15 protein-coding genes are annotated in these 16,420 nt (G+C 62.1%); 3 read left to right on the forward strand and 12 right to left on the reverse strand.

Annotated features, from left to right (window positions below):
* Window positions 1-117: 117 nt before the first annotated feature.
* The gene (gene ahpC / locus M0D65_RS31430) at window positions 118-681 is read right to left on the reverse strand and encodes an alkyl hydroperoxide reductase subunit C (RefSeq protein WP_091006251.1); all 564 of its coding nucleotides are present in this window, start codon (window positions 679-681) and stop codon (window positions 118-120) included.
* A 129-nt stretch (window positions 682-810) separates the two neighbouring features.
* The gene (locus M0D65_RS31435; RefSeq protein WP_266255950.1) at window positions 811-1,686 is read right to left on the reverse strand and encodes a LysR substrate-binding domain-containing protein; all 876 of its coding nucleotides are present in this window, start codon (window positions 1,684-1,686) and stop codon (window positions 811-813) included.
* Window positions 1,687-1,815: 129 nt separating this feature from the next.
* Here M0D65_RS31435 and M0D65_RS31440 point away from each other — a divergent pair, with 129 nt between their 5' ends.
* Complete coding sequence (locus M0D65_RS31440) at window positions 1,816-2,688, forward strand: alpha/beta hydrolase (protein WP_266255951.1); 873 nt, start codon at window positions 1,816-1,818, stop codon at window positions 2,686-2,688.
* Between the two features lie 42 nt (window positions 2,689-2,730).
* On the forward strand, window positions 2,731-4,125 hold the full coding sequence (locus M0D65_RS31445; protein WP_266255952.1) for an MFS transporter: 1,395 nt from the start codon (window positions 2,731-2,733) through the stop codon (window positions 4,123-4,125).
* A gap of 292 nt (window positions 4,126-4,417) precedes the next feature.
* Here the strand turns inward: M0D65_RS31445 and M0D65_RS31450 are convergent, their stop codons facing one another.
* The 7 genes from M0D65_RS31450 to M0D65_RS31480 form a co-directional block, all read right to left on the reverse strand.
* Complete coding sequence (locus M0D65_RS31450; protein WP_266255953.1) at window positions 4,418-6,169, reverse strand: cholesterol oxidase substrate-binding domain-containing protein; 1,752 nt, start codon at window positions 6,167-6,169, stop codon at window positions 4,418-4,420.
* A 387-nt stretch (window positions 6,170-6,556) separates the two neighbouring features.
* On the reverse strand, window positions 6,557-6,916 hold the full coding sequence (locus tag M0D65_RS31455) for an L-rhamnose mutarotase (protein ID WP_266255954.1): 360 nt from the start codon (window positions 6,914-6,916) through the stop codon (window positions 6,557-6,559).
* A 22-nt stretch (window positions 6,917-6,938) separates the two neighbouring features.
* Window positions 6,939-8,057: a mandelate racemase/muconate lactonizing enzyme family protein gene (locus M0D65_RS31460; RefSeq protein WP_266255955.1), complete on the reverse strand. Its 1,119-nt coding sequence runs from the start codon at window positions 8,055-8,057 to the stop codon at window positions 6,939-6,941.
* Window positions 8,058-8,083: 26 nt separating this feature from the next.
* Window positions 8,084-8,971 carry a carbohydrate ABC transporter permease gene (locus tag M0D65_RS31465; RefSeq protein WP_266255956.1) on the reverse strand — a complete coding sequence of 296 codons (888 nt, stop codon included), beginning with the start codon at window positions 8,969-8,971 and terminating at the stop codon, window positions 8,084-8,086.
* A 4-nt stretch (window positions 8,972-8,975) separates the two neighbouring features.
* Window positions 8,976-9,950, reverse strand: coding sequence for a carbohydrate ABC transporter permease (locus M0D65_RS31470; RefSeq protein ID WP_266255957.1), 975 nt, complete (start codon window positions 9,948-9,950; stop codon window positions 8,976-8,978).
* A gap of 9 nt (window positions 9,951-9,959) precedes the next feature.
* On the reverse strand, window positions 9,960-11,312 hold the full coding sequence (locus M0D65_RS31475; RefSeq protein ID WP_266255958.1) for a sugar ABC transporter substrate-binding protein: 1,353 nt from the start codon (window positions 11,310-11,312) through the stop codon (window positions 9,960-9,962).
* Window positions 11,313-11,384: 72 nt separating this feature from the next.
* Complete coding sequence (locus M0D65_RS31480; protein ID WP_266255959.1) at window positions 11,385-12,449, reverse strand: ABC transporter ATP-binding protein; 1,065 nt, start codon at window positions 12,447-12,449, stop codon at window positions 11,385-11,387.
* A gap of 249 nt (window positions 12,450-12,698) precedes the next feature.
* On the opposite strand from M0D65_RS31480, the gene M0D65_RS31485 reads away from it, so the two are divergent.
* A complete protein-coding gene (locus tag M0D65_RS31485; protein ID WP_266255960.1) occupies window positions 12,699-13,496 on the forward strand; it encodes an IclR family transcriptional regulator in 798 nt (265 codons plus the stop codon).
* A gap of 6 nt (window positions 13,497-13,502) precedes the next feature.
* Here M0D65_RS31485 and M0D65_RS31490 read toward each other — a convergent pair whose 3' ends face one another.
* The 3 genes from M0D65_RS31490 to M0D65_RS31500 all read right to left on the reverse strand — a co-directional run bounded on the left by M0D65_RS31490 (window position 13,503) and on the right by M0D65_RS31500 (window position 16,335).
* A complete protein-coding gene (locus M0D65_RS31490) occupies window positions 13,503-14,504 on the reverse strand; it encodes a zinc-binding dehydrogenase (RefSeq protein ID WP_266255961.1) in 1,002 nt (333 codons plus the stop codon).
* 27 nt (window positions 14,505-14,531) lie between these two features.
* The gene (locus M0D65_RS31495) at window positions 14,532-15,377 is read right to left on the reverse strand and encodes a TIGR04222 domain-containing membrane protein (RefSeq protein ID WP_266255962.1); all 846 of its coding nucleotides are present in this window, start codon (window positions 15,375-15,377) and stop codon (window positions 14,532-14,534) included.
* Window positions 15,378-15,510: 133 nt separating this feature from the next.
* Entirely contained in the window at window positions 15,511-16,335 is an 825-nt protein-coding gene (locus M0D65_RS31500) for an alpha/beta fold hydrolase (protein WP_266255963.1), read from the reverse strand.
* Window positions 16,336-16,420 lie beyond the last annotated feature (85 nt).

Genomic DNA, 16,420 nt, shown 5'->3' on the forward strand with positions numbered 1-16,420 from the left:
CGCCGCGCAATGCAGTAGAGAAAGCGTGTGACTCAGCGGCGAACCGACGGCAGCGAGGCCGACGGGCCGCTTGCAGGCGCGCCGATAAACGACGCGCCGCATGAAGACCTGAAGCGCTTAGATCTTGCCGATCAGATCGAGCGAAGGCGTCAGCGTTTCAGCGCCCGGGGTCCACTTCGCGGGGCACACTTCGCCCGGATGCGCGGCGATGTATTGTGCGGCCTGCACCTTGCGCAGCAGTTCGCTCGCGTCGCGGCCGATGCCGTTGTCGTGGATCTCGCACAGCTTGATCTCGCCGTGCGGGTTGATCACGAACGTGCCACGCAGTGCCATGCCTTCTTCTTCGATCAGCACGTCGAAGTTGCGCGACAGCGTCAGCGTCGGGTCGCCGATCATCGGATAACGGATCTTGCCGATCGTGTCCGACGTGTCGTGCCATGCCTTGTGCGTGAAATGCGTATCGGTCGATACGCCGTAGATTTCGACGCCGAGTTTCTGGAATTCGGCGTAACGGTCAGCCAGGTCGCCGAGTTCGGTCGGGCACACGAACGTGAAGTCGGCCGGATAGAACACGACGACCGACCACTTGCCTTTCAGGCTTTCTTCGGTGACCGGCACGAATTCGCCGTGGTGATAAGCGGTTGCCTTGAAGGGCTTGATCTGGCTGTTGATGATCGGCATTACTGGGTCCTTTATCGGAAGGGGTTAGAACATGGACGCAGTATGAAGGTGGCGCTTAATTTGTAAAAATTGATTGATTTCATTCAATCAATTGCAAAAAGCTATGATTCGCCGAAACCCGTGCCCAGCCTAGCCGATCGCCTGCAATAGCTGCTGCCGCACGGCCGCCGTGATGCCCGGATGGCGCCCGCTTTCGAGCATGCCGATCACCCGCGCGGCCGGACGGAACGGCAGCGGCAACGCCACCACCGACCGGTCGCGTGCCCACGCGACGTGCTTGAGCAGCGGCACGATCGAGATGCCGACGTTCTGCCGCACGAGATCGATGATCGCCGCCACCGAATTGACCTCCAGCACTTCGTTCGGCTTCACGCGCATCCTGCGCAACGTCTGCTCGACTTTCGCCCCGGTATCCGAGGCCCGGTCGAAGCGCAAAAACGGCCGGCTTTTCAGCAGCGCCCCGACATCCGCGTGTGCCGACGCGATCCGCGTGCTGGCGAGCAGCATCAGCGGTTCTTCGTAGAGCGGCGTCCATTGCACGCGCACCGGGATGTCGCGCTGCGGCTCGACGACGAGCACCGCATCGAGTTCGCCCGCCTCCGCCTGCTCCGCGAGCGCGCCCGAGTAGCCGAGCACGAGCTTGACCTCGAGCGCCGGATGGCGCGCCTTCAGCGCCACCAGACTTTCAGTCAGAAAGCCCATTGCCGAAACGATCGCGCCGACCGTGATCGTGCCGGCGATTTCCTCCGTGGCATCGGCGTCGGCCAGCATCGCCTCGTAAGCCGCGACGATCCTGCGCGCGTGCGGTATCAGCGCGCGACCGGCTGGCGTCAGCGTGACGACGCGGCGCGAGCGGTCGAACAGCGGGCGTCGCAGTTCGTCTTCGAGTGCGCGCATCTGCTGCCCGACGGCGGCCTGGGTCAATGCGACGCGGTCGGCGGCCGCGGCCAGCGAGCCGTGCTTTTCGACGGCGAGGAAAGTACGCAGAAAACGGATCGTGCTCATTGGAAAACGGCTGGCGCCGACCTCTCAAAGCTAAAGAGTTATTTTATCTTTGGTAAAGATAAATCAATTAGTGTTTTTGAATGGGTGAATCCACAATAGCTGCACGACGTTCACTACTCCCTGACCATCATGTCCAATCCCGCACACGAAACCACCGGCGACGCCAACGCCCGCGCCCAAGCGCTATACGACTACGGCTCGACCACCGTGTTCGCCAGCCGCAACGACCCGCGCTTCGCGTACACGCTCTACGTGCCGCCCGCCCTGCAGGACCCGTCGAACGACGTCGAACTCGTCGTCGCAATGCACGGCACCGGTCGTCAGTTCATCGGCTATCGCGACGCGTTCGCGGAATTCGGCCGCTGGAACAACTGCGTGGTGCTGTGCCCGCTGTTTCCGGTCGGCGTGCTCGGCGACGGCAATCGCAGCGGCTACAAACATTTGATAGAAGGCGACATTCATTACGACCGCGTGCTGCTCGACATGATCGACGAGGTTGGCAGCCGCTACGGCAAGACCTTCGATAGTTTTGCGCTGTTCGGTTATTCCGGCGGCGGACAGTTCGTCAATCGTTTTGCCTATCTGCATCCGGAGCGCCTGTGGGCGGCGTCGATCGGCGCACCGGGCTCCGTCACGCTGCTCGACGCAGGGCGCGACTGGTGGGTCGGACTGCGTGGCTTCGAGCAGCGCTTCGGCAAGCGCTTCGATCTCGATGCGTTGCGTCGTGTGCCGGTGCAGATGGTGGTCGGCAAGGCGGATCTGGAAACGTGGGAGATCACGTTTCAGGAAGGCGTCGGCAGCTACATGCCGGGTGCGAACGATGCGGGCGCAACGCGTCCTGAGCGGCTCAAAACGCTGCAGAAAACGTTCGAAGCCGCAGGCGTCAATGTGCAGTTCGACGAGTTGCCCAACGTTGCGCACAACGGGATGCAGGCCGTCGAAACCGTGCAGGAATTCTTCGCGAAAACGTTGCGTGCGCGCCGCGCACGAACGGTGCGATAGCAACAACATATCGCCCGCAAGAGGCGCAAGAGGAGACAACCGATGAATCCCGATTCCGTTGCGGACGCACCCTCCCCGTCTTCGCCGGCGCGATCGCTCACGCCTCGCGAGATGCGTCGTGCGATCGTCACATCGGTGCTCGGTAACGGCTTCGAGTGGTTCGACTTCATGGCCTACGCTTACTTTGCGAAAGTCATCGGTCAGGTGTTTTTCCCCGGCGGCAACAGCGTTGCGTCGTTATCGCTGGCGCTCGCGACGTTTGCGCTTGGCTTCGTGGTGAGGCCGTTCGGCGGCGTGCTGCTCGGCATTTACGCGGATCGTGCCGGCCGCGCCCGCGCGTTCTCGCTGCTGATGCTGATGATGGCCACCGGCACGCTATTGCTCGGACTCGCGCCGGGCTACGCGACGATCGGCATCGCCGCGCCGCTGCTGGTTCTGCTCGCGCGGTTGATACAGGGCCTCGCGATAGGCGGTCAGTTCAGCATGTCGGCGGTCATCGTGGTGGAGAGCGCGCCGCCCGGCAAGAAGATGTTCTACGGCAGCTTCAACATGTCGGCTCAGGCGCTCGCGACGCTGCTGTCGGCGGGTCTCAGCTATCTGCTGACCGACCACCTCAGTACCGCTGCACTGACCAGTTGGGGCTGGCGCGTCCCGTTCCTGATCGGCACGCTCGTCGGGCCACTCGGCTTCTATATTCGCCACCGGGTCAGCGAATCGCCCGAGTTCGACGCGCTGCGCAAACTGCCGCGTGAAAAGACAGTGGGACTCAGCGCCGCGCGCAACTTCATCGACAAACAGGGTGACGCCGCGTTGTGTGCGATCGGCGTGATGGTGATCGGCACGGCGTCGAGCTATCTGTGGAACGCGTATATGCCGGTGTACGTCGAGCGCCAGTTGCATCTGCCGATGAAGTGGGCGTTGTTCGGCACGTTCGTCGCGAGCAGCCTGAATTTCGTGCTGTTTCCGTTTGCGGGGAAACTGGTGGACCGCATCGGTGCTTATCGTCTGTTTTACCCGGTCGTGATTACGTGGGCCATCTGCACGCTGCCGTTGTTCTGGTTCATCGTATCGGCGCCGTCGGCCGGCAGACTTTTGACCGCGCAGATCGTCGCGGCGCTGTTTCAGGTAGCGATCGCGGCGGGGCATCCGGGCATGCTCGCCACACTGTTTCCGGCGCATGCACGCACGACCGGCGTGGCGCTCTCGTACAACCTTGCCGTTACGCTGTTCGGCGGTATGGCGCCGCTCACGGTAACGCTGCTCACGCAGCAGACCGGCAGCCGCTTCGTGCCCGCGTTCTATGTGATCGCCGCCGCGTTGATCTCGCTGGCACTCGTGCGCTTCACGCGGACCGGTCAGGCCGCTCTTGCGGCCGATCGCGCTCGCCGTGCGGAGCGCGTGAAGGTCACCACAGTACGGGCATTCCCCGCCGATTGACTGCTTCTGCTGAGATGTCTTCAGGCAGCGGTTCGCCCAAAGACCGCACGTCACTAGCAAGCGCCTCCACATAGCGTGACGCATGGACGGCTGCCTCGCCCACAGCATTGTTGCCGGGTTCGAGATGCAGCGGCCGCGCGACATGACGCGGGCGAGCGGATGCGCAGACCATATCGACGGGGTATGCGACAACAGCGGGCTACGGCCAGTCACTGGAATCGTCACATACCCGTCGATTGACACTGATAGTTCGCTTACGCTTTGCCGATGAACGAGGCAAACGTACTGCCGGTTACGGCAGCAACTGGTCCAGCAGCGGCGACGCAAAGATCCGCTGCGGATCGTACTGGTTGAGCGTGTTGTGCGCGGTATCCCAGTTGCTCGTAGCCGGCTGACCGTCGCGATACAGGTTCGGAATCGTCGTACCGAGCATCGTGCTGTCCTGCCACGCGGCGCTGTTCGTGTAGGCCCAACCCTTCGACCATTCCGGGCGCACCGTTGCGTATGAACCGGTGTAGTTCGACAGCATCCATTGCTCGATCTCGCGATAGAACTGGTCCGCGAGCGGCGTGCCCGGCAGCGTCAGGATATCGAACCAGACAGCGGTGTCCCATTCCGGATGATCGGGACGCGGCTTGAGCGCGGAAATCGTCGGGACTACGGCACCGGCGCCCGCATCCGCCGGTTGATCGAGTCCCGTCACGCGGATTTCGACCGGCCCGTTCATCGGATATTCGTTGAGCGCCTGATACGCACTGATGCGGTTCTGATAGAACTGCACGAACTCGTTGATCGCGCGCTGCACATTGGAGCGACTCGTGAGCACCGTATAGCCGTTGGCCGTGACACGCAGCGTCGTCGGGCGAATGTATTCGAGCACCGTGCGCGACCAGCCCCAGATGTCGCCACTTCCAGTAAGCGCGAGACCGGCCGTCGTGATCCCCAGTTGCGTTTGTCCGAACAACGGCGTCAGGTATTGCTCGCCGCCGATCACGATCTTCGAGACCAGATCCGACAACGACTGCGGAATCGAGTCCGAGAACGGATAGTTGTACGGACTCGTCACCGCGCGCGACGAGGATGGCTGGGTCGGTGCCACCGTCCAGACCTTGAGCCAGGGGTTAGTCGTAAACGGAAACCAGATCGCTTCCATCCGGCCCGTCTGATTGAGGAACGATTCGACTGTACGGCCTGTGGAACCCGCGGTCGCAAACAGTTCGGTCGACGGGATGTTGGTGAAGCTCTGGCAGCGCAAGCGCTGGTTCGGGCCGACTTCGAGCGTGGCTTCGACAATGAACGCGCGACCGACGTGTGTGAGGAAAGCGCCGATATCCGGGTCGGTGCGCTGGAAGGTACGCAACACGTACTGTTTCTGGCCGGCATCGTAGACCACCGCGGTCAACGACTGCACCAGGTTGCTAAGCGAACCGTAGGTGTTACCCGGTAGTTGGGATTCGCCTGTCGCGGGCACGGCGGTGCCATGCGCATCGATTGCGAGTGCGCCGCCCAATGTGATGTCGCCGGGTGCGGGTGCAGCCGTGACGCCGAGGTTGTATTGCTCGAGCGTGGCGAGCAACGATTCGAGCGACACACCGGTTTGCGCGGTGACACGTGCCGGGGTTGTCGTCGTATCGACGGTAACGGCTGTCAGCGATGCCGTCGTATCGAGCAACACGATTTGCGCGCCCGTGCTGGTGGGGTCGATCGTCAGCGGCGACCAGTTGTGCATGTGGCCGCGCGGCCGGACACGGTATCCGTTCGCACTCGCCCAGTTGACGATCGTGACGACGTCGGCGGCCGACGTGGGCGCGGCTGTCCACACGTTCGACACGACGATCTCGCCGCTCCAGTTCTGGAATGCCTGTTGGGAAAGCGGAATGTTCGCCGGAAAATTCGGCGGTGTTGCCGGAGCGGATTGCGCATTCGCGGCAATCTGATAGATCGGCGTCCAGCCGGCGACTACGCCAGCGGCCGCAAGTTTGGCCATGTTCGACAGGAACGCGCGGCGGGACGGATCGGATTCTTCCTGGATTAAGTCGCTCATCGTTTTTTTCGTCTCGTTCAAAGTTTGAATGGGTTATGCGACATGTGAGTCGATCTAACTGGCATGCGACACCAGCGTGACGCATTCAGGGACGCTGACACGCTGCCGGATCCGCTGATCGATTGAGCAGCAGGCCGGTAGAGGTAACCGTTCAGACTTTCCCTGAAGGCTGTCAGGGCGAAGCGTAAGGACGCCCGATCATTGCCGATGCAAGACGCCTCATGCGTGACGCATTCGGAGTCAAGCTTCTGGGCGGATCGACGATAGCAAGACTTGATGGAGGGCGAAACCTATCAAGGTAGACAGCGTACGTGACAGGTCGGCGGCTTGAAGACGCACGCTATGCGAATTCGTTGATGACGTTCGCGAGTATTTCAGGCGAGGCGTTTATTCGTCGCTTTCGCCTACGATTTGAGCGTGCAGATTGAATATTTCGTTCATCGGTTGCCAGAGGCCCGCACCCTTTGCATCCGCGAGCGGCCGCTGGAATGTCGCCATCAACTGCTCCCACTCCTTCACGCGCGGATGGCTGCTCGCGGTCACGACGAGCTGTGCGAGATCGAACGACGGAGACGTTTCGATCAGCATCGTCAGGCGGTTGCCGCGTCGCCAGATCGTCATGTCGTGAATGCCCGATTGCCGCAGATGTTCGAGCACCTCGGGCCACACTGCGCAATGGTAACGATCGTACTCGGCGATCGAAACAGGATCGTCGCGCAGATCCAGCGTCAGGCAATGGCGCAACATGGTGTTCTCCGTTCGCGTCAGGTCATGCAGCGGCCTGGTGGTCGACGAACAGATGCACGTGCTGTGTCGCGCTTATCGCATCCCAGTCCCAGTCGATGCCGAGCCCCGGTTCCTGCGGAGCAACGGCAAAACCGTCCTCGATCTGCACACGCCGGCCCGTCAGTGTATCGAGCTGCGGAATGTACTCGACCCACGTCGCATTGGGTACGGCGGCGCACAGGCTCACGTGCAGTTCCATCAGGAAATGCGGGCAGATATCGACGTTCAATGCTTCCGCGACGTGCGCAACCTTCAGCCACGGCGTAATGCCGCCGACACGCGCGACATCGGCCTGCACGATCGCACAGGCGTCGGCCTTCAGATACTCGCCGAATTGCCCCGCGTGATACAGCGATTCGCCGATCGCCACCGGCACCGACGTGGACAGACACAGACGCCGGTGCGCGTCGAGGTTCTCTGCCGGCATCGGTTCTTCGAGCCACGCGAGACGCAGCGGTTCGAACGCGCGCGCGCGACGCAGCGCTTCGGCAAATGTGAAGCCCTGGTTCGCATCGGTCATCAGTTCGAAGCCGTCGCCAACCGCTGCACGCACCGCTTCGAGCCTGCGTACATCCTCGGACAGATGCGGGCGCCCCACCTTCAGCTTCGCACCGCGAAAGCCGTCGGCCTGCGCCTGTAAGGTCTGCTCGACGAGTTCGCGCTCCGACAGATGCAACCAGCCGCCCTCCGTCGTGTAGGTGCGAATACGTTGCTTTGCGCCGCCCGCCGCGACCCACAGCGGCAATCCCGCGACACGCGTATTGCGATCCCACAGTGCGGTGTCGATCGCGGCGAGTGCAAGACTCGTGATCGCACCCACGGCCGTTGCGTGCGTGTGGAAGAACAGGTCGCGCCAGATCGCCTCGTATTCGGCGGGACGACGCCCAATCAGTTGGGGCGCCAGATGGTCGCGCAACAGCGCAACGATCGACGAACCGCCCGTGCCGATCGTGTAGGTATAGCCAGTGCCGGTACTGCCGTCGCTACAACGCAGGGTCACCAACACGGTTTCCTGCACGACGAACGACTGGATCGCGTCGGTGCGTTTTACTTTCGGCTGCAGGTTGATCTGGCGGATCTCGACCGCATCGATTGTCGTCATGAGTGCCCTCTTCTTTTGCGCTGCGCCTAGCCCTTCACACCGCCGAGCGTTAGCCCGGCGATCAGATGCTTTTGCACGATGAATGTCAGGATGACGGCCGGCACGATGATGACAACCGCCATCGCACACATACCGGCCCAGTCGACCGAAAACTGCGCGGTGAAGTCCATCAGGCCGACCGGCAACGTCTTGGTATCGGGGCTGCGGCACAGTTGCGTCGCGAGTGCGAATTCGTTCCAGCTCGTCAGAAACGCAAAGATACCGGCCGATGCGATGCCCGAGCGCGCGAGCGGCAACTCGATGCGCCAGAACGCCTGCCAGCGGTTGCAGCCGTCGATCTGCGCCGCCTGCGACAGCTCGATCGGCACTTCGCGAAAGAATCCATCGATCAGCCACACGGTGAACGGGACATTCATCGCGAGATACACGATGATCACGCCGATGCGCGTGTCGAGCAGACCGGTCCACGCCCACAGCATGAAAACCGGCAGCGACAGCGCGATGCCGGGAATCGCACGCGTCAGCATCAGCAGCACGAAGAACACGTTCTTGCGGCGAAATTCGAAGCGCGCGAACGCATAGCCGCCCAGCACGCCGACGACCAGCGCGGCCGCCGTGCTCACGCACGAAATGATCACGGAGTTGACGAAGTACTGCCGCACCGGCAGCGAAGCCATCTGCCCGAAACCGAACATGCTGCGGAAATTGTCGAGCGTGTAGCTGCTGGCCGCGAACGGTGACTGGTTCGACAGGATCGCGACGTTCGAGCGGAACGCGTTCAACACGACCCATAACCCCGGCAGACAGATGATCGCCATCACGAGGAACACACCGAACCACAGCCCGAAGGTTTTCAGCCACTGGCGCGGCACCGGTTCATCCGGCGGCATGGCGCGCAAAGAGAGATCGCTCATGATGTCAGGCCGGCCCCATATGCCGGCGCGCGGCGTTCAGTTTGCGGAAGAAGTACAGCGTGAAGAGAATCGATACCAGCACTGACACGTAGGCGATCGCGTTGGCATAGCCCATGTGCGAATCGTCGTAGGCAATGCGTCCGACCATCGTCCACAGCAGTTCGGTACGACCGCCTGGACCGCCGTTGGTCATGATCCGTACGATGTCGTACGCGCGGCCGACGTCGAGCGAGCGGATCGTCATCGCGATGTAGATAAACGGCATCAGGTACGGCAGCGTCACGTAGCGAAACGTCTGCCACGGCGAGCAGCCGTCTACTTTCGATGCCTCGATCGGATCTTTCGGCAGCGCCATCAGACCGGCAAGCAGAATCACCGCGAACACCGGCGTCGAGTTCCACACTTCGGCTGCAATCAGCGATGCCAACGCAGTGTGCTCATCGACGAGAAACGGAATCGCGTTCTTCACTCCGAACACCGATTGCAACAAGCTGTTGATCACGCCGGTGCTGTCGTTGAGCATGAACTTGAACTGAAAACCGACCAGCACCGGCGAAAACATCATCGGGAACATCATCACCGTGCGCAGTGCGCGCTGCCCGGTCGTGACGCGGTTCAGCAGCAGCGCGATGCCGAGGCCGAACAGCAGTTCGAGGTTGAGCGCGACCGTTAGAAACAGCACGGTGCGCCCGAATGCCGCCCAGAAATCGGCATTCGAAAACGCCCTTAGATAATTGCGCAGACCGATTACATGCCACAACGTGTCCGGATCGGTGAGCCGGTACGACGTGAAGCTCGTGTACAGCGAGAACAGCAGCGGCAGTACGACCACGATCGCCACCGATACGAACGCCGGCAACAGCAGTCTGGCCGGCAGCGACAGACGGCCGCCGAATGCACGCAGGCCACCGGTGGCGCCCGATACGCGTTGCGAGTGAGTCGGCAAGTCTTCGCCGCTGCGAGGTTCGACGTTCATCATCAGTCGCGCTCAGTCATTATCGGCTGCGTCCTGCATGATGTCCGACACACGCTTTGCGGCATCGTTGAGCGCCTGCGTCGAAGTCTTGTCGCCGATGATCGCCTTCTGCAATTCAGGCCACAACGCGTTCGAGATCTCGTTCCATTGCGCAATACGCGGCGGCGTGAACGAATCCTCCTTCGCGGCGGTGCTGAACACGGCAATCGCGTTAGCCATGAACGCATCGTGTTTCGCGTCGAACTCTTTCGCGGCGTCGCGTTGCGCATCGAGCCGCGACGGAATCGTGCCGAGGCGTGCTTCGACCATCTGCGAATCGTGGCTCGTCAGGAATTGAATGAAGCTCGCCGCGACTTCAGGCCGGTCGCAGGTTTTCGTAATCGAGAAGCTGTGCGAACCCGACCAGCCCGGCCGCCGATTACCCGCCCCAAGCGGTGCGCGCACCACACCGACCTGGCCCGCGAGCTTCGATGTCTTCGGGTCGTTGTAGAACGACGCGAAGCCCGGCCAGTCCATATCGAGCGCGACCTTGCCAGCCGCGAAATTGTTGCCGAGGTCGTCCCATACATAGCTCGGCGCGCCCTTCGGCACGGCACCATCCTTGTACAGATTGACGAACCAGTCGAGCGTCTTCACACCGATCGGCGAGTTGAAGACCGGGTGCATCTTCGCGTCGAGAAGCTGGCCGCCGTTTGCCACCAGCAGCGAATAGAACGTGCCCGTCAGCGCTTCGTCTTTGCCCGGAAACTGCGTGCCGTAGAAGTTCGGCGCCTTCGTGAAGAACTTCGCCTGCTGGGTGAATTCGGCGTAATTGGTAGGTGGTGCGAGCGCCTTGCCGAACTGCTTGCGATACGCGGCCTGGTTAGCCGGATCGTCGAATGCGACCTTGTTGTAGTACAGCGCCTCGACATCGGTCGAACGTGGAATCTGCACCAGATGTCCCTTCACTTCCGACTGCTTCAACAGGTTCGGTGCAAACTGCGCCAGATAGTCGGCTGGGAACAACCCCTTCAGGTCGCGGAAGATCGGATACTGCGCGGCGAAGTTCGTATGGTTCGAGGACACGCAGTAGTCGATGTGATTCGACGCGATGTCCTGTTTCAACTCGCGGTCGAGTTCGAAGTGGCTCTTGCGCGACACAATCTCGACCTTCGCGCCGGTCTGTTTTTCCCACAGCGGAATGCGCGTATACAGCGCTTCGTACTGCACGCCGCCGATCAGTTTGACGCGCAGCGTATAGCCCTTGTATTCGTTGTCGGCACGCGCGACGCCGGCCGACACGATACCCGCCAGCGCGAGTAGCGAAACCGCGACGCGTACGATCGCGCCGCTCCTGGCTGTCTTTGTCTTCCTGATGTCCCGCATGGCGTGTCTCCTGATGTCGTTATATGAACGTCGGTTCGTCGTGCTCGTCCTGATGATGTCGATGTGCGCGCGTTACCGCAGCCGGCGCCCGCTGTCCGGGTCGAACAGAAACACGTGGCCGGGCGCAGCGCGCAGCCGCGCGAGTGCACCCGGTCGCAGTCCGGACCGCCCGTTGACCGTCACGCAGCACGGTGCACCGGCAACCGTGCCGAACAGTTCGGTGGCCGCGCCAGTCGGTTCGACGACGTTCACAGTGAACGCGAAGCCGTCGGCCTCGCTCAACTCGAGATGCTCGGGCCGCATGCCGATCGTGACCGGCTGGCCGTCGGCGGCATGCACGCGCGGTGCGGGCAACATGACGTCGTCGATGCGTACGCGCGCGCCGTCCGCGGTACTCGCGTAGTGACCGGTGAACAGGTTCATCGCCGGCGAGCCGATGAAGCTCGCGACGAACAGATTGTCGGGATCGTCGTACAGGTCGAGCGGCGCACCGACCTGCTCGATCGTGCCGCCGTTCAGCACGACGATGCGATCGGCCATCGTCATCGCTTCTATCTGATCGTGCGTCACGTAGACGGTGGTCGCCTTCAGCCGCTGATGCAACGCGCGGATTTCCGCGCGCATCTGCACGCGCAGCTTCGCATCGAGATTCGATAACGGCTCGTCGAACAGAAACACCTTCGGGTCGCGCACGATCGCGCGGCCCATTGCGACACGCTGCCGCTGGCCGCCCGACAGATGCCGCGGATAACGGTCGAGTAGCCCCTCCAGACCGAGGATCGACGCTGCCTCACGCGCCCGCGAGTCGATCTCGGCGGGTTTCAGCTCGCGCAGCTTCAGTGCGAACGTCAGGTTCTCCAGCACGCTCATGTGCGGATACAACGCGTAATTCTGGAACACCATCGCGATGTCGCGATCTTTCGGCGGCAGATTGTTCACCACCCGACCGTCGATCAGGATGCGTCCACGCGTCACCCCTTCGAGTCCGGCAAGCGCGCGCAGCAGCGTCGACTTGCCGCAACCGCTTGGGCCCACCAGCACGAGGAACTCTCCGTCGCGCACGGTCAGATCGATCTGCTTGAGCACCTGGACGGCACCGAAAGACTTCTGCACCTGCTCGAATGCAACCTCGGCCATCCGGCGTCTCCTCCTTCTGCGTTCGTGTCGTTGCCCAGTTCGTCGACTGGCCGGAGCCGGTTTTTCCCACGCCGGAGCATGCTCATCGAGTCATGCCTGATATTTTATTCGTAAAATTTGATTTTATATTTGAAATTATGCTTAGTGTTTTCCCCAGCGTGCCGGCGCGGGTAGCCGGCATGAAACGCGCTCTACAATCACGTCATCGCTGCTGCTGTCGCCGCAGCCATGCCATTGAAGGGAGTCACGTTGGACACCACGCGTTATTCGGCCCCTGCGCTCGAAAAGGGCCTCGACATCATCGAGCTGCTTGCCGGTCATCCGGGGGGGCTGTCGCTCGTCGAACTGGGGCGCGCGCTCGGCCGCACGACCGCGGAAATTTTCCGCATGGTCGTCACGCTGCAAACGCGCGGCTATCTGGTGGCGATCGGCGAGCGCTATGCGTTATCGCTGCTGCTGTTCCAGCTTGCGCACCGGCATCAACCGGTGCGCTCGCTCGTATCGACCGCGTTGCCGCTGATGACCCAGCTCGCCGACGAGGTCAAGCAGTCGTTCCATCTATGCGTCTATCAGGCGGGGCGTGTGCTGATCGTCGCGGGTGTCGAGAGTCCGGAGCGCTGGGGGTTTTCGTTAAAGGTCGGCACACTGATCGGCATGACCGATACCGCGTCGGGACAGGTGCTGATGGCGTTCCAGGAAGAAGTGGAGCGCCAGCAGATGTTGAGGCTGCACGTGCCTGTGGATGGCGAGCAGACCGTCGATGAAAAGACGCTCGCGCACGATCTTGCGCAGATCAGGCAACGCGGTTTTGCCCGCATGCAGAGTCGTCAGGTTAAAGGCGTGCGCAATCTTGCGTACCCGGTGTTCGGTCGCCACGGCCATGCGATCGCGACGCTGACTACGCCGTATATCGAACGCATCGATAACGCACCCGTGCCATCGATGGCGGAAGTCGGCACGCGGATGAAAGAGGCTGCGCAAACGCTGACTTCGTTGATGGGGCTCAACGTGTATTGGGAAAGCGGTCAGACCGAAGCGGAGGGATAGCGAGGGTTAAGCGTTGGTCAGCACGAGCTTGCCCTGCACGGTACCGGTTGCCAGCAACTCGATCGCCCGCCTTGCTTCGAACAGCGCAAACGTTGCGCTGACCAGCGGATCGATCCGCCGCGTGGCGACTAACTCGAAGATCTTCGGCAGGTCTTCATGAAACGGCTTGCGGTCCTTGCGATACAACGCAGTGATGCCGTAGAACGTGCCGCGCCGCCCGCGCAGACGCGCCCCGACAAAGAGATTGGCGAACATGCGCGCGGTCGCGAGCTTGCCGCTGACGGCCATAAATCCGAAGCCAACGACGGTTCCGCCACGACGCGCAGCACCGATGCACGGGCCGATGCTGGCCCCACCCACCGCATCGAACACATGGTCGACGCCGGCTGGCTCGAGCGCACGGACGAGGCGATCGAGCGGCCCTGCGCGGTAATCGAGCGGAATCGCGCCAAGCGCGCTCACCGTGCCGTGCTTGCCCGCCGATGCAGCGCCATAGGCCTTGACTCCGGCCAATCGCAGCAACTGCAACAACGCGCTGCCGACACCGCCTGCCGCTCCGGTCACCAGCGCGGTCTGACCCGCGCTCACTCGCGCCACGCGATGGATCATTTGCCAGGCCGTCACGTAGTTGAGTATCACCGCGGCCGCATCGACATCGGAGACCCCGTCGGGAATGGGTACAAAATCGGCGGCGTCGCGCACCAGCGCTTCGCCGAAGCCACCGTGCACGGTCAGCGCCGCGACCCGTTGACCGATTTCGAAACCGCTCACACCGTCGCCGATCGCATCGACGACGCCTGCAATCTCATAGCCCGGCACGAAGGGAAACGGTGGCGCATAGAGATACTGGCCGGCCAGCATGATCAGGTCGGTTGAACCGACGCCGGCGGCGCGAACGCGCACGCGCAACTGTCCCTGGGCGGGTGCCTCGACCGGCAGCTCCACCGCTTGCAGAGACTCGGGGCCGCCGGCTTTTGTCAGCATGATCGCGCGATACGTAGCTGCCATTGGTGTCCTCATCGCATCCCGACGCACTCAATCGGAATTATTGGTCTGCGCCATCAGCGCCGGAATCCATGCCATGTCACTACCCGCCAACGCATCCTGTCCGTACAACGCGACCGACTGACCGAGCATCTTGATGTCGATAGCGTCGCCGCGATCGGCACGCGCGGTCTTGAAGTCCGGGTGATGCTGCGTCGCCGACCAGACGATGTAGCGTCCCAACGGGGTGACGCGTCCCGGCAACGCCACGACAAGCATGGCCAGGAAAGACCACCCGATAAACTCCTGCAACAGATCCTGCGCGTCCGCAGCCATCGCGAGGCCGGCGACACCTCCGGTCTCCGTCGTCATCGACCGCCCAAGGTATGCAACACCACAGGCTTCTGCGGCCAGCAACAACGCGAACGGCAGCATGTTTGCCAGGTAGTGAATCCACCACGTTCGCGACCCAAACGCTCGCATGTAGCCGACCGCGATCAGCTCGCCGCGCATCTGCGCAATTACCTTTTTTCGTTTGAGCAGCGACTCGAGTCGTATCAGCAGTTCTTTCAGCATGGACGGCGTCTTCGCGGCGTCCACAACGTGACGTTCGACCTCGTCGAGTTCATCGTCGGACGTGCGGTTCGCGGTGAGGACGCCGGCGACGCCCGGCACCAGAATCTTGCGCCCGATCAACCGCACCACGCCCGTCAGCGCAACCCGCGACCCACCACCGCTGATCAACGCCATCTTGTAGGCCGAAATCTTCTCGATTTTCATCGTCGAGCCGACGCGCCAGACCCTCCGTTCGTGCACCGCGCGCCACACCAGTGTCATGAAGAGCGCGAACGCAAACGCGGAGCCGTACGTTAGCCACACCGCTGTCGAGTCGAGCATAGATGTCCGTAAGAATAAGGTGCCCTTCTTCCGCTGCAATACGGCCGCCTCGAATCAGCGGGCGGCATTCGCTATTGTGCCCAATGAAGTGTTTCGATTCGATATCGGGCACGGCGAGAAGACCCGATCGACATCAGGGCGTCGCCCGAATAAATCCATCTATCAGCTCACTCACTTCACCCGGGCTCTCAAAGCCCGCCAGATGCGCAACGCCTTTCAACACAATAAACGACGCACCAGGAATGGCATCCGCCGCCATACGCGTTTCATCGATGGGAAAGGTCGCGTCTTCCTCACCCGCCACGACCAGCACCGGCGCCCGCACGGCCTTATACAACGTGCGTTGATCGGGCCGGCGAGGCACGACGCTTTCCACGGCCCACCGTACCGAATGGAAATCGACCCGCGCCAACGTCTCGCGCAACGCGCTCACCACCGCAGGACGCTTCGCCCGGGTCGTCGGTCCAAGAAACGCCTTCTCGGCACTTCCACGCAGCGGGCCGCGAATACCGCGCAATAACAGACCCATGCGAATCAGCAGGCCGTATTCGATGCGCTGCCAGGCACCGCACGGCGAAGCGGTGCCGTTCATCAGCACGAGCCTGCCCACACGATCCGGATAAAGCGCCGCGAATGTCCCACCAATCATCGCCCCCCACGAATTGCCGACATAGTGCACGCGGCCCAGTTGCAGGCCATCGACGATTTCTCGCAGGCAGATCGCACACGACGCAAAATCGAAACCGCTCGCGAGCGGCGAACTCGCGCCGTGCCCCGGCGGATCGATCAGTATGACCTTGTAATGTGGTTGCAAGCGCCGCGCAATGTCGAGCCACATGCCGCCATCCATCAGCAGGCTCGGCCAGAAAAGAATGACCGGGCCGTCCCCGCCCACCCGCAGACGGATGCGTCCAAGTACGGTCTCCACATAGACATCTTCAAGCAGGCTCTCGCTCATGCGACATCTCCTGACGCCTCTGCGGCGTATGTCGTGTTCTTATCGCAGTCGCAATATCGGCTGCCGTATGATGTGCAAAATCCGG

It is taken from the genome of Paraburkholderia sp. CHISQ3 (assembly GCF_030464945.1).
Lineage (GTDB): Bacteria > Pseudomonadota > Gammaproteobacteria > Burkholderiales > Burkholderiaceae > Paraburkholderia > Paraburkholderia megapolitana.